This window comes from Pedobacter sp. KBW01 (assembly GCF_003852395.1).
Taxonomy (GTDB): Bacteria; Bacteroidota; Bacteroidia; order Sphingobacteriales; family Sphingobacteriaceae; genus Pedobacter.
The window spans coordinates 100,719-127,420 of the sequence record NZ_QAJQ01000023.1 but is presented as its reverse complement, the minus strand read 5'-3'; the positions used below and the strand labels follow the sequence as shown (position 1 = coordinate 127,420).

The window sequence follows — 26,702 nt, the reverse complement described above, 5'->3', positions numbered from 1 at the left end:
TAATTTCAGGACGAGACATATAGTCATTTTGAATCGAAAAAAGTGTCCGCTTGGAAGAAAAACAAATGGCCACAGTCAATCCCGCTAACGGTTAATCTCTCAAAATGGATCTTGCGAAGAAGTATGGATTGTGGGGATTACATGGTCTAAGTTTACACTCATTTTCTCTCATTTATCTTCTTCCCGCAAATGAAAGGGAAGAAGATATTTTGTCTTAGCATGCTTGCGGCTTACAACATCAAAGGATTAAGATCGCTCGCCGCTTTTGTACCGGGCGGCAAACCCTGCAACCAGCGGTTTCTGTCGTCTTCCTGGTGTTTGTTGATTGGCTTTGTTACGGTAGCGCCGTCAGCAAAATAAATGATAGTCATTACCTCTCTTGTAACATTAGATTCATTACCTGGGGCTGCATGCAATGTCCATCCATAGTGCCATGTTGCATCGCCGGCATTCATTGTGGTCTCCCTGGTTACTGAATATCCTTTCCGGCTGATATATTCATTCAGTTCCACTTCAGACTCATCGGAAATGGCAACATCTTTAACTGAGCCTTCTGCATGTGATCCTGAAGCAAAAGTGAGCATGCCCATATTCTCGGTAATGTCAATTAAAGGCATCCACATGGTTATAGTATTGGTGGTACTCAGTGGCCAATAGTATTGATCCTGGTGCCAGGGTGTAAAACCTCCACCTGACTCTTTATACAGGGCCTGGTCGTGATAAATTCGGACATTGTCTACACCTAAAAGATCGGCGGCAATTTTTGCGAAGCGTTTAGCCAGTGTAAAGTTCTTAACCGCTTTGTCTGATTCCCAAAGGTTCATTATCTGCAAAAATGCTTTTCCATAAGTATCCCGTTCTTCCAGCTTCCTTGTTTCTGTATTGTATTTATACGCAGCTTCATTAATTACTTCTCTGAAAGCGACAACCTCGCCAGCATTCAAAATTCCTTTTGTAAGGGTGTGCCCGTTTTTTCTGAATGCATTGATCTGTGCTTCGTTCAGAGAGATTGGATCGTTTAACGATGGTAAAATAACTTGGTTCATATATCTGTTTTTAAATACAAACTAACAGCATCTGTAACATGGAAAAAACGAAAATATTGGCTGACTTATGGATTATTTTGTCATTTGTGCTATTTGTTATAACTTCAAGGGTTAATATTGTCAATAAATGAAGCCAGCATTTGAAGCAGTCAAGACCTCAGAACACATTTCCTTTATTGTGAAGAAGTTTACTGAAAGATATTTCTCAGCGCCTTATCACTATCACCCCGAATATGAGCTAACCCTCATTGTAAAAGGTTCGGGCAAACGGTATGTGGGGACAAACATGCAAGACTATTTTGTTGGCGATATGGTTATGCTAGGTGCTAACCTTCCACACTATTGGAAAACCGCTGAAGATGCAACAGAGGATTCGGTTTCAATAGTAGTGCATTTCCGCGAAGACTTTCTGGGCGATCATTTCTTCAACATACCGGAGATGAAAAAGATAACACAGCTGTTAAAGGACAGCAGTAACGGTATACACTTTACTGGAGACACTATCGCTGCCCGGCAAATGATGAATGCTCTTTTACTGGAAAACAATAGTTTCAAAAAACTCATAATACTGCTTGACCTGTTGCATCTGCTAGCTACAGCAACCAGGTATTCTATATTGCAAAAACAAAATGAGTTTGCACTGCTATCATTTTCTGGCATAGAGCGCATTCACCAGGTATTTGCTTATATCGTCGACAATTTTCAACATGAGGTTTCACTGGAGGCCGCGGCAAGCATTGCCAATATGTCTACACATGCTTTTTGCAAGTATTTTAAACGGATCACCCGTAAAACCTTTGTTGGGGTTGTTAATGATTACAGGGTCGATTTTGCCGTGCGTGAATTAATCAACACTGACAAATCAATTTCTGAAATCTGTTACGATAGTGGCTTTAACGATATATCCAATTTCCATAAAACGTTTCGTTCAAAAATGGATATTAGTCCCCTGCAGTACCGAAACAATTTTAACAAGCAAACGGCTTAACTTTGTTTATAAAATCCATTGCCTGAAAAGAGGCAAAGAGAAACAAGTGAACTACCCAACCCCAGCATAGCTGATTGGTGTGGCTTCGGAGGTCATAGACTTACTCAGTGGCAACGCCTTACTCCGTTTTTGGTTAATGTCCGAGTTAGTATCTAAACCAGACAATATTTTTAAACCTTGTATTTTAATGTTTATGCTTGCATTAAAATCTCTATTGGGGACTGTATTACAGCTTTGAAAAGTTCATTCTCTATCTTTTAGAGGTAGGTCTTGGTTCAAATGATTATAGTTTGAACAGGTCTTGCTGCTTGGAAAGAAGCGCTCTATTTTAACAACCGTTTTGTTATTCCAAGTAGCTTTATACTCAAGCATGTCAATATTTTTTGTTTTTATATCAATCCCCAATCCAAAGATATTATCGAAGTTGATTACAGTTATTTCAAAAGAACTGTTTTTTGTAAATTGACTTTACTAATTTTCCATCAATCAAAGAGCATTTTTTAAAATAAAATCTATCATCCGCAGCCAAATTGTTGTTTTTTTTAGGTGTTTTGGCTGTGGATATTTTTTTATCGTCAGCCAAAACTATATATTTGAGACGTGTTTTGGCTGCGGATAAAATTGTTTTTCATCGTTGATCATTAAAAGAAATAAAATGGAATTGCTCATTGGAAGAATAGCTGAGAAAAAAATATTGTCAGAGACATTTGCCTCGCCTTCATCAGAACTCTTAGCGGTTTTTGGCAGGAGAAGGGTCTGAAAAACTTTTTTGATCCATTCAGTCTTTCAGAAGCAGCTTATTTTTGAACTTTCGGGAGTTCATGATGCGAATGCTACTGAGCAACTGCTCAATTTCAGCAAGGCCATCGCAGATGCCTTAGGCTCCCAATTAACTCCTGCAGCCCCTAAGAACTGGACAGAAGCCTTCTGGCAACTCAGGGAATTTGCAACCCCTATAATTAAAAAAAGAAAAGCTGTAATTTTCTTTGATGAGTTCCCTTGGTTAAGTTCACATAAATCAGGCTTTCTTTCTGCATTTGAATATTTTTGGAACCAATGGGCCTCACAGTAGCCAAATCTGATTGTGGTTATCTGTGGATCTGCTGCCACTTGGATGATCAAAAAAGTTGTCAACAGCAAAGGAGGCCTGCATAATCGCCTAACGCGTAAAATTCGCCTATTACCTTTCACATTGCAAGAGACAGAACAGTATCTAAAAAGCAAAAATGTCCATATTGACCGCTACCAAATGCTAACCATTTTTATGGCAATGGGCGGTGTGCCACATTATCTAAAAGAGCTCAAAAAAGGGGAAAGTGCTACCCAGGCCATTGATAGGCTCTGCTTCACTAAAGATGGTCTGCTTTCAACAGAATTCGCAAACCTATACCGCTCGCTGTTCGAAAACGCAGACAGGCATATTTCCGTAGTGAGAGCGCTCGCGGATAAACCGTCGGGATTGACAAGAAACGAAATTATAGCGGCATGTAACCTAAAGAGTGGAGGAACTACGAGTATTTTACTTGAGGAGCTTGTGGAGTCAGGCTTCATTACACCGCACCTGCCTTTCCAGAAGAATGCCAGTCAGAGCACTTACAAACTCAGCGACGAATACAGCCTTTTCTATCTTAAATTTATCGAACATTCCCGTGCCACTGGTGCAGGGACATGGCTAAAAAAATCATCGACGCCTTCTTGGAGGAGTTGGAGTGGTTATGCCTTTGAAGGGATCTGCATGAAGCATACCGATAATATTAAGCAGGCACTGGGTATTTCCGGAGTGTTCACTGAAGCATCAGCTTGGCGGCATATTCCAAAAGATGGAAACGGTGCACAAGTTGATCTGTTGCTAGACAGACAGGATAATGTGATAAGCATCTGTGAAATGAAGTTTTCAAATACTGAGTTCGCAATAGATAAAACCTATGCTGCCGAGTTACGGTACAAGCTTGATATATTCCGTCGGGAGAGCAAAACTAAAAAATCACTGTTCCTAGCCATGGTTACAACCTATGGCATTAAAAACAACATGTATTCTATTGGCCTGGTACAGAACGAAGTTACCATGGATGATTTGTTTTTACCTTAGCATAATATATCATAAGATAATAAGCCCTAATATTGAAAGTGCTAAAATGTCATGGTCACAGAAAGCAATGAATTGGATGTCTCATCTTTTACCATTTTAATTTTTTATGAATAAAGTTCTTAAAGTTTTGTTCTTTATTTTAGTAGTAATGATTTTTTTTGCTTCAATTATTTTTTTTGTAGAGAAAAGTAGCAATAATAAAATGAAGAAAGACAACGCTGTTTTAGAAAAGAATTTCAAACAGATTCAGTTTAAGGGAAAGGTAATTAAATCTACTATTATAAATCGGTTTGGTAAACAATACTATATCATTTGCATTAAACTCGAATATTCAAATATTAAGGATTTCTATCTTTTCAAGGAGGCCCATGGCCTTATAATAAAAAATGGTATCGCCACGATGTCTGGGGGAATCTTTATGGAAGATAAAATAGTAGATCGTGTAGAAGTAAATATTAATAACAGCAATAAAGAAAAGTTTTTCTATAAGAATGGGGAAATTGATGAATTCGAACTGTCATTTGGTGCCGGTGCAATTAAAGAAAGTGACATGAATGTCTGTAATTAGTGCAATTACCAACCTTATTGTTTTGTTAAGACCTCAAGGATAGTAATTTCAAAGCCTGCATAGTTGTTTGCAGGCTTTTTTTAATAGCATGGCAAGATTGGAATTGCAATAGAGAAGTGGGGGCATTTTATCAGTTTTGGTTTTGTTTTCATCATTCACCTTTCAACCTGAGCCGGAGTAAGGTAGCCAAGTTGTGTATTTCAACGAAACTTTCCAGTAGCCCAATAACCTGGCGATCGATGCTTCGGGGAGGGGCTCAATTGCGTGTAGCAATCTAATTTTAATTCTATTGGCCTTGTCCAGAACGAAGTTACAATGGATGATTTGTTTTCAATTTAGGTTGTCATCACTATTCAATTGAGATTGCGCAATCTTGTGATTTCAGGACGGTACACTATTCTTTTAACCCGGCTTATTGTCCCCTGAAAAAGGGAAATAGATATTTTTAACCCCTATTTCAGACAATTTTACCCCTCCAATAGAATTGTTACATTATAGATTTGTATTGGGGAATGCCCTGGGTAAATGGATGTTATTATGCTCGATATATTTGACAATTGGTAGAACATTGCCCCATCGAAAACTTTAAAGAAATAATTTGGGCAAAAAAAACATCGGTAATAGTCAATATTTGATCATTTTTTAACGAAGCATTTTTTGATTTTTAGAAGAAAAATTAAAAATTAAGAGAAGTTTGATGTTGGCTTAGTCAGATGGTTTTAGACGCTGCTTTTAAAGCAAATTAATGGTTTAATAAATATTTAATGCAATTAAAATTTCCTTTTAACACTTTGACAAAAATATTTGCGCTTAAGTTCAGGCATTGGTTTGCTTTGTGCTTTTCACCCTTACGTTTTTTTCCTTGTCCCAGTTACCGGCACTTCTTTCTGGGCTAAGTTTTGTAGCGCGTAATCCCGGATAAATTCTTTAGGTTTTGTAAAGTCCCCTTACACCGAAAGATTATTATTGCCGCTATACAGGAAGGTTACCTTTCTCTGGCCGTGGCAACCTTTCCGCTTAGCACAATATTTTTTGTTACACCAATTAATCACTTTATGACCAATATTCCGGATAATGGCAAATGGGGATCTTATAACGGTAGATCCCCGCTTGTTTCCTTTTGCAATAAGTACCATTTATTAACAGGGGTAATGGAAGCACTTATCAATGCCCAGACTTTTCCTGTCCACTACCGCAAACATAGCTTTATAGTCACCCCAAATGACACGAATCGCTACATATACCTGATAATGAAAGGTGTTGTAAGGGGATTTTACAAAGATTCAGGGTTTGAGATTACTACCTGGATTTGTCACGAGAATGAGATAGTGGGGGCTATAAATAACCCATGGAAAGATGCGCCTTCACATGGCTATATTCAGGCTTTAGAGGATGTAGAACTCATTGCAGTCCCCCGTGAATTAACTACCATGCTTTATGGGGATTTTTCGGAGGCTAATATCATAGGTAGAAAGATGATGGAACTTTATTATCGGGTAGCATATGATAGGGCATTAATTTGTCAAGTTCGCTCGGCCACTGGACGCTATCGGTATTTACTTAAAGTATTCCCCTGGATGATAGGCCGGGTGCCCTTAATCTATATCGCTTCATTTCTAGGCTTAAGATTAGAAACATTAAGTAGGACCCGGGCAAGCGAAATCAGAAAAAAAACAATTGACGATGGTCTTAACCTTTAACCCACCATAAGGATTTGATGAATAGTGTGGTAACTATTTTTTGTGTCAATGTTTTAAGGTGATGTTGGCAAAAGAACTTTCCATCAACAGAAATCCAATCCTTTTCCTTGATTAAAAACAGGGGGTATGTTAACAAACTAAAACTCTAAAAAATTGACGGGTGAAATTTAAAGAAAAATTTCATTTTGCAGATGGGTTGTTAAGCCATTGTTTAAAACAAACGGTACAAAATTGTAGAACAATAAATAATGAAGATAATAAAGCTTGGTTTCTTGTTAATTCTGTTTTGCCAAAGTGGCTGGTCACAAAATATTTGGACTAAGCCACCGGCGTACACTCCAAATAATGTTTCAATCGATGCGCCATTAATGGGAAATGGTGATGTTACCATTAGTGTAGGCTTTAAAAAAGATCGTTTACGTTATTATTTGTCTAAGAATGATTTTTGGCGGCTACGGTCAAAAGCTGATGGGTTGTCAGGCCCCAGGGTGGTAGGTTTTGTCGATATAGCCATTAATGGCTTTAATGAGGATAGTTTTTCTGCTGAACAATCACTTAGCAATGGTGTCACCACCTGTCTGCTACAAAAACAAGGGCAAAGTGTAACTGCAAGATCATGGGTGTCGGCAACAGAAAATCTTATTTTTTTGGAGTTAAGCGCTTCAGGTAAAGCGGCAAAGGTTTCCATTGGTTTAAATGCTCCGGAACATGAGCATGCAAAATTAAAAAGCGGAAAAATAAAAGATGTTTTTTGGTTTACCCGTGCCTTTACCGATAGTGTGGACATTCCGACAGAAGTGGCTGTCGCTTTAAAAAATATTAGCGCTAATGACAGCAGCATTCTACTACAACCAGGTAAGAAAATAACTATTGGAATTGCTGTTGAAAGTAAGTTCAAAAAAGCAAACCCTTTGGAAGATGTGTTGGACCGAATAAAAAAACTTGATAAAAAATCAGCTGCAGCGTTATTGAAAAAACACAATGCGTGGTGGAAAACGTATTGGGACCAATCGAATATAGCTGTTGACGACCCAGTATTGATGAAAGCTTATCATCAGGGACTTTATACAATGGCGGCTTGCAGTCGCGATCCAAAATTCCCTCCCGGAATATTTGGTTGGACCACGACAGATAAACCTGCCTGGAACGGGGATTATCATTTAAACTATAATTTTCAGGCACCTTTTTACGGGCTCTATGCAGCTAACCGAATCGCGCAGGGGGAGCCTCATGATGCTCCTCTTATTGATTTCCTCCCTAGGGGAGAATGGTATGCAAAAAATGTTAAAGGAATAAGGGGGATTTTGTATCCGGTGGGTATTGGTCCTGTGGGGATTGAAGTGACCCGTGATTTTGCTATTGGTGGTTACCAGAAGAAAGGGGATATTGAAAAGGGGGGGCTATTTTACGGTCAACGTTCTAATGCAGCATACGGGTTGTTAAATATGGCCCAACAATGGCGTTGTACTTATGATGAAAAGTATGGTAAAAAGATCTATCCCTATGCACTTGCCGTTGTCGAATTCTGGGAAGATTACCTGAAATATGAAAATGGCCGGTATGTCATTTATGACGATGCCATTCATGAAGGATCGGGAGGAAATGAAAATCCTATTTTATCGCTTGGCTTGGTTAGGAATGCCTTTGATCTCATCATTGATCTAAGTGCTACATTGAAGCTTGATGAAAGTAGGAAGGGAAAATGGGCAGATATTCTAAATAAATTGAGTGAATTTCCGATTCAGATAAGAAATGGCAGAAAAGTATTTAGGTACACGGAGAAAGGCGTAGATTGGTGGCCTGATAATGGACTGGGAATACAACATATTTATCCCTCAAATTCAATTAACCTAGATAGCAAAGCAGATTTGTTGGCCGTTTCCCGCAATACTATTGATGAGATGAAACGCTGGCAGGACATGAACACGACCAATAGTTTTTTTATGGCAGCAGTTAGGGTAGGATATGATCCGGCTGTTATCTTAAATGAATTGCATAAATATGCCTTGCATACTTATCCCAACGGTTTTCAATTAAATAACCCCCATGGAATAGAAAATAGTTGTACGGTGGCTAATGCACTTAATGAAATGCTATGCATGAGTGCAGGAAATGTAATTAGATTATTCAATGGCATTCCAAAAAAACAAAATGCAAGTTTTGAACGCATCAGGGCATGGGGTGCTTTTTTAGTTTCCGCCAATTTAAAAGATGAAATGGTTACCAATGTTAAGATCATAAGTGAAAAAGGAAAACTTTGTACACTCGTAAATCCATGGGCCGACAAAAAGGTTCTACTCATCAGGAATGGTAAAAAGGCAGAAGTCCTTAGCGGAAACAGGATTTCTTTTAAAACAAGTCCCAATGAATTGATAGAAGTACAATCTAATTAATCTTATGCCAAAAATTACAACATTTTATTTAATTACGGAGTACATTTTGAAGGGAAAAAGGCTACACTTGAATTGATTTTTTAAGTCAGGCTTGCATCGGATGTAAAAGATAGTCAATATTGCCTTTCATTTTTGTGCCATATTACAAGCGATCCTGAAAGTTTGAGTTAATGTGCTGATCCAAAGACTGAATAGAAAAATATTTGTATACTATTTTGCAGCAATATATCTGGCTTGGTACTTTTAAGCTTGCTAGAGCAAAAAAAGTATCAGTAAATATCAATGTAGTTTTCAGGTTTAACCATTTTTACTTTTATTGTACCCGATAAGCCTGTTCCAAAATTAATTAACGATCAGGTAAATGTTGTCAATATGGGGATTTCGCTAAAAGTGGTTCTGCACCACTTCTAGCGAAATCCCCAAATAAATATCATACTTACTGTTTTTTTATATTTTTTACGACATACATAAAATGTACAATAAATTATCTTAGCTTCGAAGGCTGAAACTAACTGGAACTGAGCAGATATGTCTTCCCAGACTGATAAAATTTTATTCGTAAAGAACTATAAAGCATTGTGCTATTTTGCCTGGGAAATGGTAAATGATACCGATCTTGCTGAAGATTTGGTTCAGGATGCTTATGTCAGTTTTTTAAAGCATAAACAATCTATTTCCAGCGATGAACAAGCTATCAAATCCTTCCTGTATTCGGCTATACGTAATGCTGTTTACAATCTGAACCGTAAATCCAAAACGGTACAAAAATATTTTCAAAGGCAGAACTTTTCGGATATAGATGAACCCGATTACGAACACATGGTCATCAGGGCAGAGTTCATGTCGGAAGTAAATATGATTGTAGCAGGGCTTCCTGAGGCCTGCCGGAAAATTTTTAAATTAAGCTATTTAGAAGGGCTCTCTAATCAGGAAATATCAGATCAGTTGTCTTTATCCATCAATACCATCAAAACCCAAAAACAGAGAGCTTTGCGTGTTTTAAAACAAAAAATACGTCCAGAGTTTTACGTGGTTTTTACGATGTTATTTTTTCGTTAAAATTTAGTTAACTAATTGTCACCCCTTTTTGTGGTTTAGGTTTCTTATACCTGTAATATGATCCGCATCCTTGAAGTGCAGGATACTAAATATGTATTAAAGATAATCTAGATTGAAGAATTTTATGAACAGCAGAAACTGGAAAGCCCTTTTACTAGGGTTTTGTATAATCGTATGTGGATTTGAAAGCAAATCTCAAGGAATTAATTTCCAACATAACCTGGAGGAGGCCATCGGGCAAGCTAAAAAGGAGAAAAAAATGATTTTTGTAGATTTTTATACCTCCTGGTGTGCACCTTGTAAAGTAATGTCTGATGAAATTTTCCCTAAGAAAGAAGTGGGTGATTTTTATAATCAAATGTTTGTTAACGTTAAGATTCAATGTGATGACAAAGGATATGGCTTAGCGTTAGGTAAGCACTACAAAGTACAGGCATATCCCACTTTAATGTTTTTGGATACAGCAGGTAATACTGTTCATTCTATTGCTGGTGGACTAGATGTGCAGGGCTTTATTCAATTGGGTAAAACAGCTTTAGATCCTAATAAAAATCAATTGGTATTGGTCAAGGAGTGGGATTCTGGCAATCGCACACAAGCCTTCATGACTAAATATTTCAAGACACTGGTTCAATCCTACCGCTCAGATAAGGCGATATATGATTTTGAAAAATATTTTGCATCACTTTCCGGGAAACAGAAGGCCTCAACCAATACGTTTGAGCTGATGCAGATAGTTAAGAGTGTACCCTTTTCTGCTCCATTCGAATATATGGAGATGAATAAGGTGGATTATTATAAGCAACTAGGAAAGAAAAAGATAGACAGTACGATTGCGGCTTCCTATCTCTGGTACTTTAAAAATTTGCAGGCTTCCGGGTTTAGCAATAAGGATCTCAGTGACTTCAAAAATAAAATGAAGCTATTTAGGAGCAAAAAATATCCTTTCTACGATGAGTATGCTGCTTTTTACCAGGTTTTTGATTCCTATGATGCTCAAGGTAAGGATGATATTAAATTGTATATAGCAAGAGGAAATGATTTTTTGACGAAATATGGGTTGAATAATGATGCCTATACTACTTCCTTAACCCATGTACTGGGAAATTTGACCTCCGCTAAAGATGAGGGGGCTGCAGGTATTACCTGGATGGAGTCGCTACTTAAACGCAAGAAAGACCCAAAATATTTAAACACCTATTTCTATATCTTATGGCGTAATTCGCGCTGGGATCAGGCTCTTGAAGTAGGTCAGCAGATCAGGGACAACCAAATCAAGGCTGATCGTTCTACTTTAGATATTGACAAGCAGATAAAAATGGTTAGTGAGCAAAAATCAAAGCATGTTAAATAATTGCTTGAAAAAGGTTAAATAATTGTCACCCCTTTTTAAGGTTTCGGTTTCTTAATCTCTAGTATATGAAGAATAACCCATTTGATATAGCTGACTTAATTGTTAAAAAGTTTCGCGGTAACCTTACCGAGGAAGAAAGTATTGCACTTTCCAATTGGCGTGATGATGATTTGCGCAACAAGTTATTTTTAGAAGATTTAGAGAAAAAATCAGCCCAGGGAATTGATACGTCGGTATTTAATCAATTCGATACGGCGCGCGGCTGGGAATCTGTGCTTAAAAAACAGCAAAGAGGCACTACAGTATTCATGTGGAGGTCAATAGCCGCCGTACTTGCTGTTTTGATATCGATAACCATATATTTCCTGGTTTATCAGTTTAACGATGGTACTGAGCGGATTGTGGAGAGTAAGGATGCTAAATATAAAAATGACGTGTTACCGGCAATTTTGGGTGCGAAAGTAATCCGGGCAGACGGATCGGAGATCAAGGTAGAAGATAATATTCTTTTCTCTGCCGATGGTCACATGAACAATTCATCTACTGAAGCTATAGGCAGCGAAGCGCAATTGCTGACTAAGCTGAATACACTTGTAGTTCCTGCGGCAAACTATATCAATTTAACCTTGGCAGACGGGACGAAGGTTTGGGTAAATGCGAACAGCCGGTTAAATTTTCCTTCAAAATTTGTGGGAAATGAAAGACGCGTGACGTTGCTGGAGGGGGAAGCTTATTTTGAAGTGGCCAAAGATGCTCATCGGCCATTTTATGTAGAAAGTAAGGGGGCAGAAGTTAAAGTGCTGGGTACACACTTCAATGTAATGGCATATTCTAATCAATTGGCAACTACTTTGGTAGAGGGTAGTGTGAAACTCTCTAAAGGGGATAAATCGGTCATGTTACGTCCGGGGGAACGGGGAGATATAAACGGGTCATTGATTGACGTACAACCGGCTGATTTTCAAAAGGAACTGGCCTGGAAAAACAATGTGTTCTATTTCAACGGCGATAATATTGTAAAGATTGCCCAGGAGTTACAATCCTGGTATGATTTGGAGGTTTCATTTTCAAATGACATTCCACTATTACAGACCTATACAGGGGAAATCCGCAGAGACGCTAATCTTTCCGAAGTGTTGAACATGTTGGAATTTGTAAGTGACCTGGAATTTAAAGTAGATAAAAATAAGTTGTTAATCTCTAAACGAAAAATATGAAATAAACTTACTCAACTAAACCATTCAAATTTCCAAAAGAAGACAGAGGTGTTGCTGCACCCCTGTCAAGATAATTAAGCTAACCAAACGATTTACATTAACTCAATTACACAAATGTATGAATAACTTATCATTTGGTAAAGGTTGTGGTACACCCGTACACATGCCTTTTCCAATAATTTTCCGGATAATGAAAATAACAACAGCTTTAATGTTGATTTTTATGACCTGTGCGTATAGTAATGGAAAAGCACAGCGCGTATCCCTTTCCCTTCATAATGCCAAATTAGAAGAAGCTTTTAAAGAAATCAGTAAGCAAACCAGCTACAAGTTCCTGTACAATGATGCGTTATTGAAAAATGTTAAGCGAATTAACCTGAATGTTGAAAATGAAGGTTTATCGCAGGTCATGTCGAAATTATTATTGAACCGGAATATGGTTTATAAAATTATTGACCAGACAATTAGCATCAGTGCTGCTTCAGGCTCCAATGTATCAGGTAGTGGCATTGCTTTACAAGAGCCCATCAAAGGTGTTGTGAGAGATGAAGGAGGAGTTTTGGTTGGTGCATCAATTGTCGTTAAGGGGACAAACATTACAACCAGTACCAATTCCAAAGGTGAGTTTAGTATAAACGCACCTGCAAATGCAATTTTGATCATACGCTTCATAGGTTATAAACCAAAGGAAGTAGCAGTTGCAAACAGGAAAAATATTACAATTCAACTGGAGGCTGATAATCAAACCTTAAATGAGGTGAATGTAGTTTCTACTGGTTATCAAAACATTGATCGTAAATTATTTACCGGTTCAGCAACCAGAGTCAATGCGAAAGATATAGCACGGGCAGGTGTCCCAGATATCTCGCGGATGTTAGAAGGTCAGGTCGCCGGAGTTTCTGTCCAGAACGTAACGGGTACCTTTGGTGCAGCCCCTAAGATACGTGTACGTGGAGCTACTTCTATTTCAGGAGATAATAAACCGTTATGGGTAATTGATGGAATTGTACTTGAAGATATTGTTAATATTTCCAATGAAGCACTTTCTACCGGTGACCCAAATACGTTAATCGGTTCTTCAGTAGCTGGATTAAATCCAGATGATATTGAATCCTTCAATATCTTAAAAGATGCAGCAGCTACAGCGATGTATGGTGCACGGGCCATGAATGGGGTAATCATCGTAACAACCAAAAAAGGGAGAAATACCGATGGGGCACCTCAGCTCAACTACAGCACAACGATGAGTATCTATAGTAAGCCCAGGTATGAGCAATTTAACATGATGAACTCAGGCGAGCAGATGAATGTGTTACTGGAGATGGAGCGAAAAGGATACCTTAGTCATGCCGCCTCTAAAAACTCCAAAGATGGGGGAGTATTTAATAAAATGTATGATCAGATGTACCAATACGATCCGATCAACGATTCGTTTACATTACGCAATGATGTTGCGAGTAGACAGCAATTCTTAAAACGCTATGCCGATGCCAACACAGATTGGTTTGATGTATTATTTAAAAATTCCCTGATGCAGGAGCACTCATTGAGTTATTCATCGGGTAATTCCAAATCTCAAACCTATGCTTCAACCAGCTTTATGAATGATGCCGGACAGACCGTTGGTGATAGGGTGAAACGATTTACAGCGAACCTACGCACAAACTTCAAATTGAGCGACAAATTCTCTGGCGAGCTATTGTTCAATGGGTCTATTCGAGATCAGCGCACTCCAGGTACCTTAACCAGAAGTGCAAATACATCCACTGGTGGATTCTCGAGGAACTTTGATATCAATCCTTACTCTTATGCGATGAATACAAGTCGCTTAATGACGCCATATAATGAGGACGGAAGTTTAGAGTATTTCAGGCGTAATTTTGCTTCATTCAATATCCTGAATGAACTGGAAAATAATTATATCGAACTGGGATTAAATGAGCTTAAGGTACAGGGAGGTTTTAAATATAAAATACTTCCACAATTAACCTACTCTGTTGATGGTTCTTACCGCTATGCCTCCACTATGAGGAAGCACTATGTCATGGAAAATTCCAATATGGTACTGGCTTACAGGGCACATGGCAATGATCCATTTATTATGGAAAACAATCCATTCTTATTTAGGGACCCTAACTTGCCAACAGCAGCCTTGCCATTTGTCACGCTACCTGATGGTGGCTTTTATAATGCCAACAGTGATAATCTAAAGAGTTACTATGTGCGTCACAATTTGGAGTACGATGCTAAATTTAAGGGAAAACATCGCCTGAATTTATTTGGGTCGATGGAGCTACGTTCAACAGACAGGCAATATGACAATTTTGATGGAGTAGGTTATCAGTATACCAACGCAGGCCTGGTACATCCCGACTATAAATACTTTCAGGATGCGATGTACCAAAACCGACCATACTTTGGAATGGGTTATTCAAAGGATCGCTTTGCTGCGATGATGTTGCGCGCAGCATATGCCTTTGCAGATAAATACAGTTTCAATTTCACGACTCGTGTAGACCGTTCGAATATGCTAGGCAAGACTACAGCGAAAAGTAAAGCATTAGGCTGGTTACCAACCTGGAATATTTCAGGGGCGTGGGATATCGACCAGGAAAAATTCTTTAAACAAGACAACTGGCTAATAGGTGGCGCCCGTATACGTGGTACCTATGGTTTGGTCGCCAATTTAGGAAATGCCAGAAACAAGTCCGTTTTGTATTTTAATGGCATCACCATGAGGCCCATTGAAGCCGATAAGGAACAGTATGTCAATATTGGCTCCCTGGAAAATGCCGACCTAACCTGGGAAAAACTATATGAAGGTAATATTGGAGCGGATCTGGCTATGTTCAATAGGAAAATTGATGTTACCCTGGATTATTACAAACGCGATATCTTCGACTTGATAGGACCTGTTACAACATCTGGTTTAGGGGGGCAGGTAATCAAGACAGCCAACTATGCAACCATGTCTGGACAGGGATTTGAAGCAACCATTGCAGGCTATCCAATCAAAAAAGGAGATTTCAAATGGCGTTCTTCCTTCAACTTTGGATGGAATAAGAACAAAATTACCAAACTGGAAATTAACCCGGTCATCAATGATCTGGTACGTGCTGAAGGAGGCCCACTTGAAGGCTACTCCCAACGCGGTTTATTTTCCGTTCAATTTGATGGCTTAAACCCGGAATATGGTTATCCAACATTTATTTCCGAGACAGGGGTACGCAATGCGCTACGCCTTGATTTCCAAAGTACAAAAAAAGATTTCTTAATATACCATGGGCCGGTAGATCCTACCTTCACGGGAGGTTTTTATAACCAGTGGGCTTATAAAAACTTCTCTTTATCTGCATTATTTACATTTAGTGCTGGAAATTATGTGCGTCTAGCCCCTGTCTTTGGGTCGGAGATGAGCGATGATATTGGAATGAACAAAGAGTGGTTAAACAGATGGATGGTGCCAGGTGATGAAAAATACACCAATATACCTGCCACCATCGACCCATTGGTCGCTTTTTTTCAAATGTCAACTAACCCAGGTTATCCATATAGTGCCTACAACCTATCTGATGCACGTGTGGCAAAAGGAGATTTTATTCGCCTGAAAAATATTACCCTGGGCTATAGTTTGCCTAAGTCTATAACAGAACGGTTAAAAGTGAGAAATATCGATGTAGCCATTGTAGGCAATAATATTAGCCTGTTGTATGCTGACAAGAAGTTAAATGGGGCTGATCCAGAATTTTTTGGTAGCGGAGGAGTCGCTTTACCGGTTCCAAGACAGTTTACATTTTCCCTAAAAGCTGGTTTTTAACAATTAAAATGCAATCTAATGAATATAAGAACACTATATAGCATATTGGGATTTACATTCCTTGTACTGATGACACAAGGCTGTAAGAAATATTTTCAGGTTAATCCGGATATGCGTACCGAAATGGATTCTGCCGATAAGGTGGGGCAATTACTGGTTACTGCTTACCCTTCTACAGATTACTTTCTATTTGGGGAGACTGCTTCGGATAACGCTACGGATAAAGGACCTGGAGCTTATGCAACCAATGATGTGGCACGCGGTAGCTATTATTGGGAGGAACTCACGCGGGCAGACGACTCCTATTCTCCAAGCAAATACTGGTTGGATATGTACAAAGTCATTGCAGCAGCCAATCATGCGATCGAAGCAGTGGATGACAACGGTTTTGGCATTAAAGGGCAACAGTTCAAAGGAGAAGCATTAATCTGCAGGGCATACGCACATCATATGTTGGTTTCTCTATTTTCCAAAGCTTATCAGATTGGAGGAGACAATGCTACCTACGGGATACCTTATTTGACTACACCCGAAAAAAATGCCATCCAAAACTACGACCGTGGAACGGTGACCTCTGTTTACCAAAATATTGAGAAGGACCTTTTAGCAGGCATGAAGTTGATTCGAGGTATAACCTTCAAGTCTTCCAAATTCCATTTCAATGAGCAGGCAGTTAATGCCTTTGCTGCCCGCTTTTATCTTTTCAAAGGAGATTATGATAAAGTAATCCAATACAGCTCGGCTATTTTTCCAGAAAATAATTTCAAGCAAAATATTCGTCCGGTGGCAGGTGCCTGGAAAGCAATAGGAAATCCAAACCAGCAATTTGGCAGTTCTACGGCAAATTACAATCTATTGATGGCTAATGTATTTACCAGGTTTGCATACTCATCTGGTGCAAATCGCTACGGAGGGGGTAAACTATTTACGTCCATGATTACCGAAAAAAATGTAACTGGAAAAGGGTTCTTCCAATACCTGACATCAACTGGTGGCGATGCTGAAAAACCAAACCTGAACAAATATCCGGAATATCGGGCAGACGAAAATTATTACAGTGTACAGGTATTGTTTTCAGCAGATGAAGCCCTGATGAACAGAGCTGAGGCCTATATCTACAAAGGACAGTATGATTTAGCATTGAAAGATCTAAACGATTTTGCAGCAGTACGCATTGATGCTTATGATGTGAGCCAACACGCCATTACCCAGCAAAAAGTCCTGGATTTCTATAACACCACGGACATCAAAGAAGGCCTAATTAAAACGGTATTGGATTTTAGGCAAAAAGCTTTTGCTCATGAAGGTTTGCGTTGGTTTGACATCAATCGCTATGGAATTGAGATTGTGCATAAATATTATGATAGCAATATGGTTGAGACCACGGATATACTAAAAAAGGATGATCCAAGACGTGTTTTTCAATTACCGGAAAGTAGCTCCCTCTCTGGCCTACCCAAGAACCCAAGATAAAATGAAGGAAATAAATAAACATATAAATAGAATATGATTATGAAAAAATATTATATACCGCTTTTTTTGTCACTTATCATTAGCGCTGCAGGCTGCAGAAAAGCTGAAAAAATTGATTTTCAATTCAATAAAGATTTGGACTATGTCCCTATTGAATTAGATAATTGGCTATCGGGGAATTTCACCAATCCTTATAACATGGAGATCGTCTATCGGTTTGACCGGTATAAAATGGGGGAATTAAAACAAAATTTATCCCCTGCAAAGGAAGAGAAAGTGAAGGAGCAAATGGAGATGATCAGGAATGGATTCATTGTTCCCTTTGAAAAAGCTGCAGGTTCGGTTTTTGCGAAAACTTATTTTCCTAAAGAATGGGTCTTATCTGGTTCCTATGCGGTCACCTCAGATGGGCGTATATTAGCCCTTTCTTCCGGGGGGCGCAGTATTACCATATATGAAGTAAACACTGCTGATACGACAAATGCTGAGGTAACCCGGGCGAAGTTAAAGACTGTTCATCATGAGTATGCCCATACCCTGACACAGATTATTCGTATCCCGCGCGAGTTTGAATCCATCTCCGAGGCAAACTATTCTGCAGATTGGCGCAGTAGCTTTACCTATCCTGATGCAATAAATGATGCACAGGGCTTTGTATCACGCTATTCAAGGGCCAATGTAATGGAAGATTTTGCGGAGACTGCCGGATTTCTATTGGTATATGGACAGCTCTGGTATGATACCCGCGCTGGAAAAATACCTGCTTCAGGTTATGATATCCTGAAGAAAAAAGAAGCTGCATTAGTCAAATTCTACAGGGATAGTTATGGGGTAGATTTCAGAAGGGTACAACGTGAAATGGCACAGGCCATGTATACCCGCTTTAACGATAAGCAAAAGCAGTCTTTTGCCTACTGGTTTTTTGATCAGGCTACCTTCACTTACACCTTGCCCTACAACACAGCGGTGAGTTCAGCGGATTTAAAAACGAAGGTAAACAATTTCATTACCAAGGCGCCCTTGGCAGCCAATACCCAATTCGACAAGTATGTTGTAAAAGATCTGACTTTCCTATTTACACCCGGAGCTTTAATTCCAAATAGTAATGCCAAACAAGGGGATTTGATTATCAGGGTTGGTTATCAGCGTAATACGGCCCCAGTAGCCTATGCCGATTATACGTTTAAATATTTAACAAACCCGGCAAACAACACGGTTAAATTTGATAAATCTACTCAAGGTACGGATGTAAACCAAAATGCGAACGCAAAATTGTTTATGCCCCCTTTTATGGACGAAATAGCCAGCTATTTCACCAGTGGGAACTTTGTCCCGGAATGGTCTATAGATGCCCCTTCCCGAACAAGATTAGATGAATTCTTTTTTGATTTTGGTGGTTTCTATAAAGAAGCAGATAAGGGTAGTTATATCAATTTCCCCCTACAAAGAGCGAGAAAATAGTATAAACAGTAGAAGTCTAATAAAATAAGAAGATGAAAAAATTAAATAAACTTTTGTTTCTGGGTGTATTATTGTTCTTCGGTTGCCGCCGGGAGGATATTGACTTAATTTTTGATAAAACGCCTGACCAGCGTATGGGGGAGTTACAAAAAGAAGTTAAACAGCAGTTGGTGGAAGCAAAATATGGTTGGCGGGTGCTTAGCTCAACCTTGACCAAAGGGACATATGGATTTTATATGGATTTTGATGCAGAGGGGAAGGCAGATCGTGTCCGTATGGTTTCCGATATTGACAACGTGTCAAGTAAGGTAGTACGCACTTCTGGTTACCGCGTGAAATTGATTAACGCTCCCATGCTTTCTTTCGAGACATACACCTACATCCATCAACTTGCAGATCCTGACCCTGGTGTAATTGGCGGTGAATATGGGGATGGCTTAAAAGCGGATATTGAGTTTGAACTGCAGCGCACAACTCAAGACTCTTTGTTCTTCAAAGGCCGTAAGTTTCGTAGTGATATGATATTAATCCGTGCGAGCCAGGAAGAGCAGCGGGTGTATCTCTCTGGTAATTTCCTGAGCGTGATAAATGAGGTAAAAAGCATATTTGCAAACAATCAAATCTCCTTATTCGACCACGCAGGTGTGACCTACCAGCTGACAATCAACTCCGATTCACGCACACTAGGTATCATGAGTTATGTTAATGATAAAATAGTAACAACCAATGATTTATTTTCTTATACCGCTGACGGGCTTCAAATAGGTAAAGGTATACCATTATTAAATGGAGATGTCATTGCTAAAATTTTACTCCTCGGAGGTAAATTGTATGCAATTACTGGCAAAGGGGACAAACATGAAATCCGGGGTTCCCAAACACCCTTATTGCCACTGGCAGACATGATGGGTAGCATGTATGCCAGAGTATTCTCTCCATTCAGGGTGCAGTACCCTGGGACCAACGCTGCTGGCGCAAATATTCTATATCAGGTACATAGGCAGATCCCAGATCCACCAGTAGCAGGTGGTGCTTCAAAAATTGACCTGGATTTGCAATGGGACACAGCAAATAAATACATTTACCTACAAGGCTATATGTATTATTCTGCTACACCTACGATGACGCGATACCGGTATAATTATACGTATGATAAAACAACAGGCTTATTCAAACTGAGCAATAAGGTGGTACAGTCTACAGGGTTTGCTTCTGTAGGATTAATGGACACTTTCCTTTTGAATAATGAATTCAAATTAGAATACTATTTTGACAGTGGAAATGCTTACGGACGAATAGTAAGTAAGGACGGGAATGTTACTATGACTTTGATGCCCCTTAAATAATCAATCCGTGCTTTAAAGGTAACCCATGTAAACTAGCATCAGTTATCGATGAACAAATGAGTGGAGTATTTTTATTTTTTACTCATTAGGATACATTAGTGGCAAGTGATTATAAATCCAGTAGGGTTTCCCGGTAAAATTCGGTGCTAGCGGTAGGTCGCAAGGAAATGGGGATGACGCACTATTAGCGAAGTCCCCATTGTTAACCAATTTTTTAAGAAAAACATTCACAATTGGTGAATAAATTAGGATCTTGGTAGTAGTGGCCAGTTATGGAAAAAAATGTCTTTAGCTACTTGTTGGGGAATCACTATAAGGTGAAGAGGGTAAGACAGGAACTGGACAATGTTTTGCTCTGTGAGGGATTGGAGCCGCAACGGATACAGTATGATAATAAAAAACACTGTCAGAGGCACTTGCCTTGCCTTCATTAGAACTATTAGCGGTCTTTGGCAGGGTCATTTTACCAAAGTCTTTCCTAGTCTCTCAAAGGTAAGTTTGGCTTTAATGGAGGGTTCGAATTCCTGTATTTCGTCAATAAGCTTTAAGGTCAATGCTTTTTGGTTTTTCCAAATCGTTGTAAAACTACACGATTTTTGAATCTGCAGAATCACAATTTATTGTTATATTTAAGTAACGTAATCAACTTAGTGTTTCCATTCAATGTCTAACCAAGATACTTCGCTCTACCAATCTGCTAAAAAGATCTGGCGCACTGTTGTTAAAGAAAAACCCAATCGTCCCTACGAGCTTGAGCTACAACTTGAACTCCATAAACGTCTTCTACATCTCTTCCAGCCTGGTACTTACTATTATTATATATTCAATATTTTCCAGGCCGAACTTGAGTTCGTCAGCCCTAGTATCAGCCATGTGCTGGGTTACCTACCAGAAGAAATGGATATTCTTCGGTTACTCGACATCCTGCATCCACAGGATAAACCTTATTTCCTTGAGTTCGAACGTCGGATCACAGAGTTTTTTGTCTCACTTCCGTTCGAAAAAATCCCTAAATACAAGATGCAGTACGACCTGCGTATGAGGGCAAAAAATGGTAGCTATATAAGGCTCCTTCACCAGGCGGTGCAAATTGACTATGACGAAAAAGGTTATTACCGTACCTTAGATATAGATACTGATATTACGCATATAAAGCCAGAGGGGACACCCTGTTTTTCGATTATTGGGTTGGATGGTGAACCTTCCTATTTTAACATTAGCACCGATGTTGACCTTCGGCCATCGACAGATCCTTTCACCCCAAAGGAACGCGAGGTGCTAAAACTGGTCATATCATGTTTTAACAGTAAGGAAATTGCTGAGGCTTTGTTCATCAGTCCACATACCGTTAATGCACACAGAAAAAATATCCTTCGCAAAGCACAGGTTCGCACTCCACAGGAACTTATCAGGAAAGCCTTCGAGGCGGGTTGGGTATGAGGGGATAAATAGCTAACGCTAGCTATTGGCGCTGTTCTGACAAATTCGGAAATTTATAGTATCAAACAAATAAATTTATTGTCATGAAAAGATTTTGCTTTTTTTTATTGTTGCTTTTAAGTTTTTATAGGGTTTCGGCTCAAAACCGAGGCTATGGCAAGACCGAATGGAGCGTGGCCAAACAAGCGCCTTGCTTTCCCAATCTATATGTATCTTATAAGTCTATTGGTTATGAGCCTTCAGTAACTGCATATACGTACAATTGGCGCATCGAGAATCGCTCAGACAAACGCGTCAGTTTCACTTTTGGCCCATGGATCGTTGCTGCTGATGGCAAGTTGAAGGAAAAGATGAACGGCGGGTTGTTTGTACTCGATCCTGGACAAACGTATACACATTCACCTGGATATAATAAAGTACTGCCACAGGGAAGTTCTATGGAATTCTTTATAACGGCCTATAGTGATGTAAAGGGCGGACCTTCCTATAACTGTGCGAACGGAACAAAATATTGTGTGTCCAACTGCGCCGGAACAGCTACTGCTTCAAGTACTGGTTCGAAATCAACTTCAAGGTTCGAATCCACGACATCCGTTGGGGCGACAAATGGACAGGCTTCAGGATCTGGGTCTACCCAAAGAACTGGGGCAGTTTCGGCCAAGCAGAATGTAGCTGAGGTAACCCTTCAGGCAACCCGTGGTACCTATAGTGTTAGGGCTGTAATAGATAATGTACAGTGTCCAGGCAGCATTCGTCTTGGTTTAGACCCCGATGCTGGCGATGGAAAAAAATTAACGATCTATGTCATGCCGAAAGCTGACAGCGGAACCTTTGCATCTGACAATGCAGGTGGAAATTGTGCTCTCCATGCTATCCTGTACTGGTTCGAGAATGGAAAATACCGTTATACCACGCCCAATCTAACAGTAACTAAAACTGGCCTCAATAGCTTTACCTTTACCGGAACGCTAAATGGCGGAGAAACGATCAGTGGATCTGGAAATTATACGCTGGTACAATGACAATCGGCTAATTCGCCGAAGCATACGGTGATCCACAGTTTTTTAATTTTATAAGGTAAAAAACATTAGTAATTGTTAAAATTTGAGTAATTCTTGAAGAAGGGCGTTTTAAGTTTTGACACAATTTAGCCGTTTTGTAAGCCCGTGTGGATATACCAATCAGATCCTATAAATAACTACCTGGTACGGCGGAACAGTATTGCAGAAAGATAATTATGGTTGAATAAAAATATCTGAAATGATTAATCTCTTTAAACCTCCTAGTTTATGTAAAATTAGGAGGTTTTTTTGATTTTTATTTTGTCAACTTACGCAAGATATCTTCAAAAGACTCAGACAGCAAAAAAACTTAGTCTTTTTATTCATCTCCATGGCATCCAAAAGCCCTAATGCTTCCAAATGGTCCAAGTCAGTCCTGGCAGTTTGATTAGAGATACCCATCCGGGTCTCTATCTCCCTAACAGTAAGCAATAAATCAGGCTCATCATATATCAGTTTAATGATAATGGCCTGTCGCTCGTTTACGCCATTTATCCTTTGGAAGTTTACCAGCTTCCTCTTCTCTGCTATTTTACGCTCGATATACTTGAAAAGGCAAATATTTTTACTCCGGCTGTATGTGACCCTTTTGAAATTACAATTAGTGAAATAAATAGCTTTATTGTTATTAAGAATATACAGATCGGTAAAGTATGTTTTCGTAAATGGACTGTTTTTTTTCGCAATACGACGAGTTTTTCCGTCAAAAGTGAATTAGATTTACTTAACCAAATATAAACGATCCTGTGATAAACTGTTTCTCAGTGGAGGCATCCTGCATTTTGATTAATGATTTTATCAGTTCTGTTTGGGGACTCATAAACACAAATATTGAACGGTGGGATAACACCAGATTGATACTGAGATGAAAATATTAAAATTAATACTTCTGTTTGCTTTATGTAGGGTGGGTGCATATGCCGGGCCAGGGAGTATTGCAAGTAAAGCAAGCGTAAGTGCGTCATCCGAAACTGAGCAGGGAAAAGCAAACTACATCATCGATGGCATTATCAGAACTGATAATAAAGGCGAATGGGTATCGAAAAGTAAGGTTACCTTTTGGGGGCAGATTGATTACCCCTGGGTGCAATTAGACTGGGATAAAGCCCAGGCTATTAATCAGATTATACTCTATGACAGGGCTAGCACAAAATCGCACAATGCAGGGGGGACACTAATCTTTAGTAATGGAACGCGTATTTCGGTATTTGCCATTCCCAATAACGGTGCGCCAAAAGTGATTAGTTTTCCTGAACAAACTGTTAAATGGGTACGCTTCGAGACTACCGATGCTGACGGTGCAGCTATTGGTTTGTCGGAAATTGAGGTTTACCCCGGGCCTTCGCAAATAGTGGAGCCTGTTTCTTGGGTAAATCCATATATCGAATCCAATCGCGGAAGATACTTTTTCTTTGTAACTGGGAGTCAGCCTTTTGGGATGATTAGTGCAGCTCCATTAACGCGCAATAAAAACCAGTATGGTGGTGGTTATAATTACAATTCTACAGAAGTTTTAGGCTTTCCGCAAATACACTGCTGGATGATGTCAGGCATTACCTTAATGCCCACAACTGGCGCTATTGACCCTAACAAGGGAGAACAGGAATGGAAATCAACCTTTTCGCACGATGGCGAAATTGTGCAGCCAGGTTACCATCGCCTTTATCTGGATAATTACCATACCTGGGTAGAGCAAACCGCTGGCGACAGGGTAAGTTTTTATCGTTTTACCTACACTAAAGATGCGCTGGCTAACGTGCTGGTTAACCTAGGGGGCTATGTTGGCGAGGCAACCATGAATGATGCGCGGATTGAAAAGATCAGTAACACCCGCATAGAAGGTTCTGTAAATACAACAGGCAGATTATGGGGAGGACCCGAAAATGTGCGCGTTTATTTTGCCATTGATTTCGAAAGGCCTTTTGAACATTTAAACGGATGGGATGGAAAACAGCAGTTGGCTGATGTAAACGTATTAAACGGAACCGCCGATAAAACGGCCAGAAACGGTGGTGGAATGAGCTATTATGATGCAGCAACTACGGGCGTATCGGCACAATATCAGGTAAAAGCTGGCGAAAGTATACAATTAAAAGTGGCCGTTTCTTACACCAGTGTTGCAAATGCGAGGCAAAATCTGCAATCAGAAAGCCCTCATTGGAATTTTGGTCAGCTTCGCAAAAAGTCCCAGGAGGAGTGGAATGAGATGCTAGGGCGCATTGCCGTAAAGGGCGGAAGCATTGATCAAAAAACAAAGCTGTATACCGATTTATGGCACGTATTGCTTGGTCGCCATAAAATCGATGATGTATCGGGCGATTATCCCGATAATACAGATGGCGAAAAGAAAGGGAGTGCTACGGTAAACCTCAGATTTAAAGTAAGGACCTTGCCCAAAGATGAAAATGGTAAGGCAAAATTTCACATGTACAATTCGGATGCTTTTTGGTTAACCCAGTGGAACCTTAATATTCTTTGGGGCCTGGCCTGGCCCGAGGTACTCGATGATTTTTCAGCCTCATTAATCCAGTATGCCCAAAACGGTAAGCTCTTGCCAAGAGGCCCCAGTGGCGGAGGCTACAGTTATATTATGACCGGATGTCCGGCTACGAATCTGATCACCAGTGCTTATCAGCGCGGAATTTTAACCAAAAAGCCTGCAGCAGTTGCTTATCAGGTAATGAAAGATAACCATGCCCCAGGCGGTATGATGGGCGGTGGTGCAGAGGGTATTAAACCAATGGAATTTTACATCACTAACGGATATTATCCTGGCAATGCCGGTATTACGCTCGAAATTGCCTTTCAGGATTGGGCGCTTGGGCAAATGGCAAAAAAAATGGGGAAAACAGCCGATGCAGCATATTTCACAAAACGATCGCAAGGGTGGACTACACTTTTTAATCCCGAGCAAAAATTAATTTTCCCGAAAAAGACCGATGGCAGCTGGCTAACCAAAGATCCCCTTAGCGGAAGTGGCTGGGTAGAAGCAAACGCCTGGCAGGCCACCTGGTCGGTTTCGCATGGTATAGACCAACTTGCTAAATTAATGGGCGGTGCAGATAGCCTTTGCAACAGGCTTAATTATGCCTTCGAAAAAGCCAAAGACCAGGATTTTGTATTTGGCTATGGAGCAGGATATGTAAGTTATGCCAACCAGCCCGGCTGTTCCAATGCGCATGTATTCAATTATGCAGGTCGCCCTGACTTAACCCAGTATTGGGTACGCAGGGTAGCCGAACAGGCTTATGGTGCTGTTACCCCTGATAAGGGGTATGGTGGACACGATGAAGACCAGGGACAAATGGGCGGTGTGAGTGCTTTAATGGCAATTGGTTTATTTAGTTTAAACGGCAATACGGCTATAAACCCCACTTACGACATTACCAGCCCGGTTTTTGACGAGGTAATCATTAGATTAAACAATAAGTATTATAAAGGGAAGGAATTTGTGATCAAAACCCATCAAAATTCAAAAGAAAATTGCTACATCCAAAAAGCAAGCTTAAATGGGAAAGATCATAACCAAATCTCTTTTTCGCATGCCGATTTTAGTAAAGGTGGCATTTTGGAGTTGTGGCTTGGGCCCAAGGCCAATTTGTTATGGGCTAGGTAAATTTCTTTAAGTACCGGTAAGGTTTTTTCTCAAAAATCAATTTGATGGAGACTGTGACTGGTATAGAAGAAATT

At 39.7% G+C, this 26,702-nt stretch carries 19 protein-coding genes; 16 read left to right on the top strand and 3 right to left on the bottom strand.

The window, feature by feature from the left end; translation table 11 throughout:
- Nucleotides 1-230 precede the first annotated feature (230 nt).
- On the bottom strand, nt 231-1,046 hold the full coding sequence (locus tag DBR40_RS21550; RefSeq protein WP_124561798.1) for a phytanoyl-CoA dioxygenase family protein: 816 nt from the start codon (nt 1,044-1,046) through the stop codon (nt 231-233).
- A 127-nt stretch (nt 1,047-1,173) separates the two neighbouring features.
- On the opposite strand from DBR40_RS21550, the gene DBR40_RS21545 reads away from it, so the two are divergent.
- Nucleotides 1,174-2,034, top strand: coding sequence for an AraC family transcriptional regulator (locus DBR40_RS21545; RefSeq protein ID WP_124561797.1), 861 nt, complete (start codon nt 1,174-1,176; stop codon nt 2,032-2,034).
- Nucleotides 2,035-2,277: 243 nt separating this feature from the next.
- Here DBR40_RS21545 and DBR40_RS27305 read toward each other — a convergent pair whose 3' ends face one another.
- On the bottom strand, nt 2,278-2,406 hold the full coding sequence (locus DBR40_RS27305; RefSeq protein ID WP_124561796.1) for a zinc ribbon domain-containing protein: 129 nt from the start codon (nt 2,404-2,406) through the stop codon (nt 2,278-2,280).
- 397 nt (nt 2,407-2,803) lie between these two features.
- Between DBR40_RS27305 and DBR40_RS26915 the strand changes: the two genes are divergently transcribed.
- The 14 genes from DBR40_RS26915 to DBR40_RS21475 all read left to right on the top strand — a co-directional run bounded on the left by DBR40_RS26915 (nt 2,804) and on the right by DBR40_RS21475 (nt 22,973).
- Complete coding sequence (locus DBR40_RS26915) at nt 2,804-3,106, top strand: hypothetical protein (RefSeq protein ID WP_199748408.1); 303 nt, start codon at nt 2,804-2,806, stop codon at nt 3,104-3,106.
- A gap of 42 nt (nt 3,107-3,148) precedes the next feature.
- Entirely contained in the window at nt 3,149-4,123 is a 975-nt protein-coding gene (locus DBR40_RS27045) for an AAA family ATPase (protein ID WP_233603951.1), read from the top strand.
- A 106-nt stretch (nt 4,124-4,229) separates the two neighbouring features.
- Complete coding sequence (locus tag DBR40_RS21530) at nt 4,230-4,691, top strand: hypothetical protein (RefSeq protein ID WP_124561795.1); 462 nt, start codon at nt 4,230-4,232, stop codon at nt 4,689-4,691.
- 1,151 nt (nt 4,692-5,842) lie between these two features.
- Nucleotides 5,843-6,391 carry a Crp/Fnr family transcriptional regulator gene (locus DBR40_RS21525; protein WP_233603950.1) on the top strand — a complete coding sequence of 183 codons (549 nt, stop codon included), beginning with the start codon at nt 5,843-5,845 and terminating at the stop codon, nt 6,389-6,391.
- A gap of 248 nt (nt 6,392-6,639) precedes the next feature.
- Nucleotides 6,640-8,784 (top strand): glycosyl hydrolase family 95 catalytic domain-containing protein, encoded by a 2,145-nt coding sequence (locus DBR40_RS21520; RefSeq protein ID WP_124561793.1) that lies wholly within the window; start codon nt 6,640-6,642, stop codon nt 8,782-8,784.
- 528 nt (nt 8,785-9,312) lie between these two features.
- Nucleotides 9,313-9,843 (top strand): sigma-70 family RNA polymerase sigma factor, encoded by a 531-nt coding sequence (locus tag DBR40_RS21515; protein ID WP_124561792.1) that lies wholly within the window; start codon nt 9,313-9,315, stop codon nt 9,841-9,843.
- 124 nt (nt 9,844-9,967) lie between these two features.
- A complete protein-coding gene (locus tag DBR40_RS21510) occupies nt 9,968-11,197 on the top strand; it encodes a thioredoxin family protein (RefSeq protein WP_124561791.1) in 1,230 nt (409 codons plus the stop codon).
- Between the two features lie 65 nt (nt 11,198-11,262).
- A complete protein-coding gene (locus tag DBR40_RS21505; protein ID WP_124561790.1) occupies nt 11,263-12,414 on the top strand; it encodes a FecR family protein in 1,152 nt (383 codons plus the stop codon).
- A gap of 190 nt (nt 12,415-12,604) precedes the next feature.
- On the top strand, nt 12,605-16,231 hold the full coding sequence (locus DBR40_RS21500) for a SusC/RagA family TonB-linked outer membrane protein (protein WP_158674102.1): 3,627 nt from the start codon (nt 12,605-12,607) through the stop codon (nt 16,229-16,231).
- Nucleotides 16,232-16,249: 18 nt separating this feature from the next.
- Entirely contained in the window at nt 16,250-17,704 is a 1,455-nt protein-coding gene (locus DBR40_RS21495) for a RagB/SusD family nutrient uptake outer membrane protein (RefSeq protein ID WP_124561788.1), read from the top strand.
- Between the two features lie 39 nt (nt 17,705-17,743).
- Nucleotides 17,744-19,165 (top strand): substrate import-associated zinc metallohydrolase lipoprotein, encoded by a 1,422-nt coding sequence (locus DBR40_RS21490; RefSeq protein WP_158674101.1) that lies wholly within the window; start codon nt 17,744-17,746, stop codon nt 19,163-19,165.
- 32 nt (nt 19,166-19,197) lie between these two features.
- Nucleotides 19,198-20,511 carry a DUF4302 domain-containing protein gene (locus DBR40_RS21485; RefSeq protein WP_124561786.1) on the top strand — a complete coding sequence of 438 codons (1,314 nt, stop codon included), beginning with the start codon at nt 19,198-19,200 and terminating at the stop codon, nt 20,509-20,511.
- 663 nt (nt 20,512-21,174) lie between these two features.
- Nucleotides 21,175-21,951 carry a LuxR C-terminal-related transcriptional regulator gene (locus DBR40_RS21480; RefSeq protein WP_124561785.1) on the top strand — a complete coding sequence of 259 codons (777 nt, stop codon included), beginning with the start codon at nt 21,175-21,177 and terminating at the stop codon, nt 21,949-21,951.
- Between the two features lie 83 nt (nt 21,952-22,034).
- On the top strand, nt 22,035-22,973 hold the full coding sequence (locus DBR40_RS21475; RefSeq protein WP_124561784.1) for a hypothetical protein: 939 nt from the start codon (nt 22,035-22,037) through the stop codon (nt 22,971-22,973).
- A 303-nt stretch (nt 22,974-23,276) separates the two neighbouring features.
- Here the strand turns inward: DBR40_RS21475 and DBR40_RS27300 are convergent, their stop codons facing one another.
- Nucleotides 23,277-23,507 carry a MarR family transcriptional regulator gene (locus DBR40_RS27300; protein WP_410522642.1) on the bottom strand — a complete coding sequence of 77 codons (231 nt, stop codon included), beginning with the start codon at nt 23,505-23,507 and terminating at the stop codon, nt 23,277-23,279.
- Nucleotides 23,508-23,877: 370 nt separating this feature from the next.
- Here DBR40_RS27300 and DBR40_RS21465 point away from each other — a divergent pair, with 370 nt between their 5' ends.
- The gene (locus tag DBR40_RS21465) at nt 23,878-26,628 is read left to right on the top strand and encodes a GH92 family glycosyl hydrolase (RefSeq protein ID WP_124561783.1); all 2,751 of its coding nucleotides are present in this window, start codon (nt 23,878-23,880) and stop codon (nt 26,626-26,628) included.
- Nucleotides 26,629-26,702 lie beyond the last annotated feature (74 nt).

Coding starts and splice junctions, on each gene's coding strand:
- DBR40_RS21550 (WP_124561798.1), bottom strand. CDS start 1,046: ATGAACCAAGTTATTTTACCATCGTTAAACGATCCAATCTCTCTGAAC.
- DBR40_RS21545 (WP_124561797.1), top strand. CDS start 1,174: ATGAAGCCAGCATTTGAAGCAGTCAAGACCTCAGAACACATTTCCTTT.
- DBR40_RS27305 (WP_124561796.1), bottom strand. CDS start 2,406: ATGCTTGAGTATAAAGCTACTTGGAATAACAAAACGGTTGTTAAAATA.
- DBR40_RS27045 (WP_233603951.1), top strand. CDS start 3,149: ATGATCAAAAAAGTTGTCAACAGCAAAGGAGGCCTGCATAATCGCCTA.
- DBR40_RS21530 (WP_124561795.1), top strand. CDS start 4,230: ATGAATAAAGTTCTTAAAGTTTTGTTCTTTATTTTAGTAGTAATGATT.
- DBR40_RS21525 (WP_233603950.1), top strand. CDS start 5,843: ATGGAAGCACTTATCAATGCCCAGACTTTTCCTGTCCACTACCGCAAA.
- DBR40_RS21520 (WP_124561793.1), top strand. CDS start 6,640: ATGAAGATAATAAAGCTTGGTTTCTTGTTAATTCTGTTTTGCCAAAGT.
- DBR40_RS21515 (WP_124561792.1), top strand. CDS start 9,313: ATGTCTTCCCAGACTGATAAAATTTTATTCGTAAAGAACTATAAAGCA.
- DBR40_RS21510 (WP_124561791.1), top strand. CDS start 9,968: ATGAACAGCAGAAACTGGAAAGCCCTTTTACTAGGGTTTTGTATAATC.
- DBR40_RS21505 (WP_124561790.1), top strand. CDS start 11,263: ATGAAGAATAACCCATTTGATATAGCTGACTTAATTGTTAAAAAGTTT.
- DBR40_RS21500 (WP_158674102.1), top strand. CDS start 12,605: ATGAAAATAACAACAGCTTTAATGTTGATTTTTATGACCTGTGCGTAT.
- DBR40_RS21495 (WP_124561788.1), top strand. CDS start 16,250: ATGAATATAAGAACACTATATAGCATATTGGGATTTACATTCCTTGTA.
- DBR40_RS21490 (WP_158674101.1), top strand. CDS start 17,744: ATGAAAAAATATTATATACCGCTTTTTTTGTCACTTATCATTAGCGCT.
- DBR40_RS21485 (WP_124561786.1), top strand. CDS start 19,198: ATGAAAAAATTAAATAAACTTTTGTTTCTGGGTGTATTATTGTTCTTC.
- DBR40_RS21480 (WP_124561785.1), top strand. CDS start 21,175: ATGTCTAACCAAGATACTTCGCTCTACCAATCTGCTAAAAAGATCTGG.
- DBR40_RS21475 (WP_124561784.1), top strand. CDS start 22,035: ATGAAAAGATTTTGCTTTTTTTTATTGTTGCTTTTAAGTTTTTATAGG.
- DBR40_RS21465 (WP_124561783.1), top strand. CDS start 23,878: ATGAAAATATTAAAATTAATACTTCTGTTTGCTTTATGTAGGGTGGGT.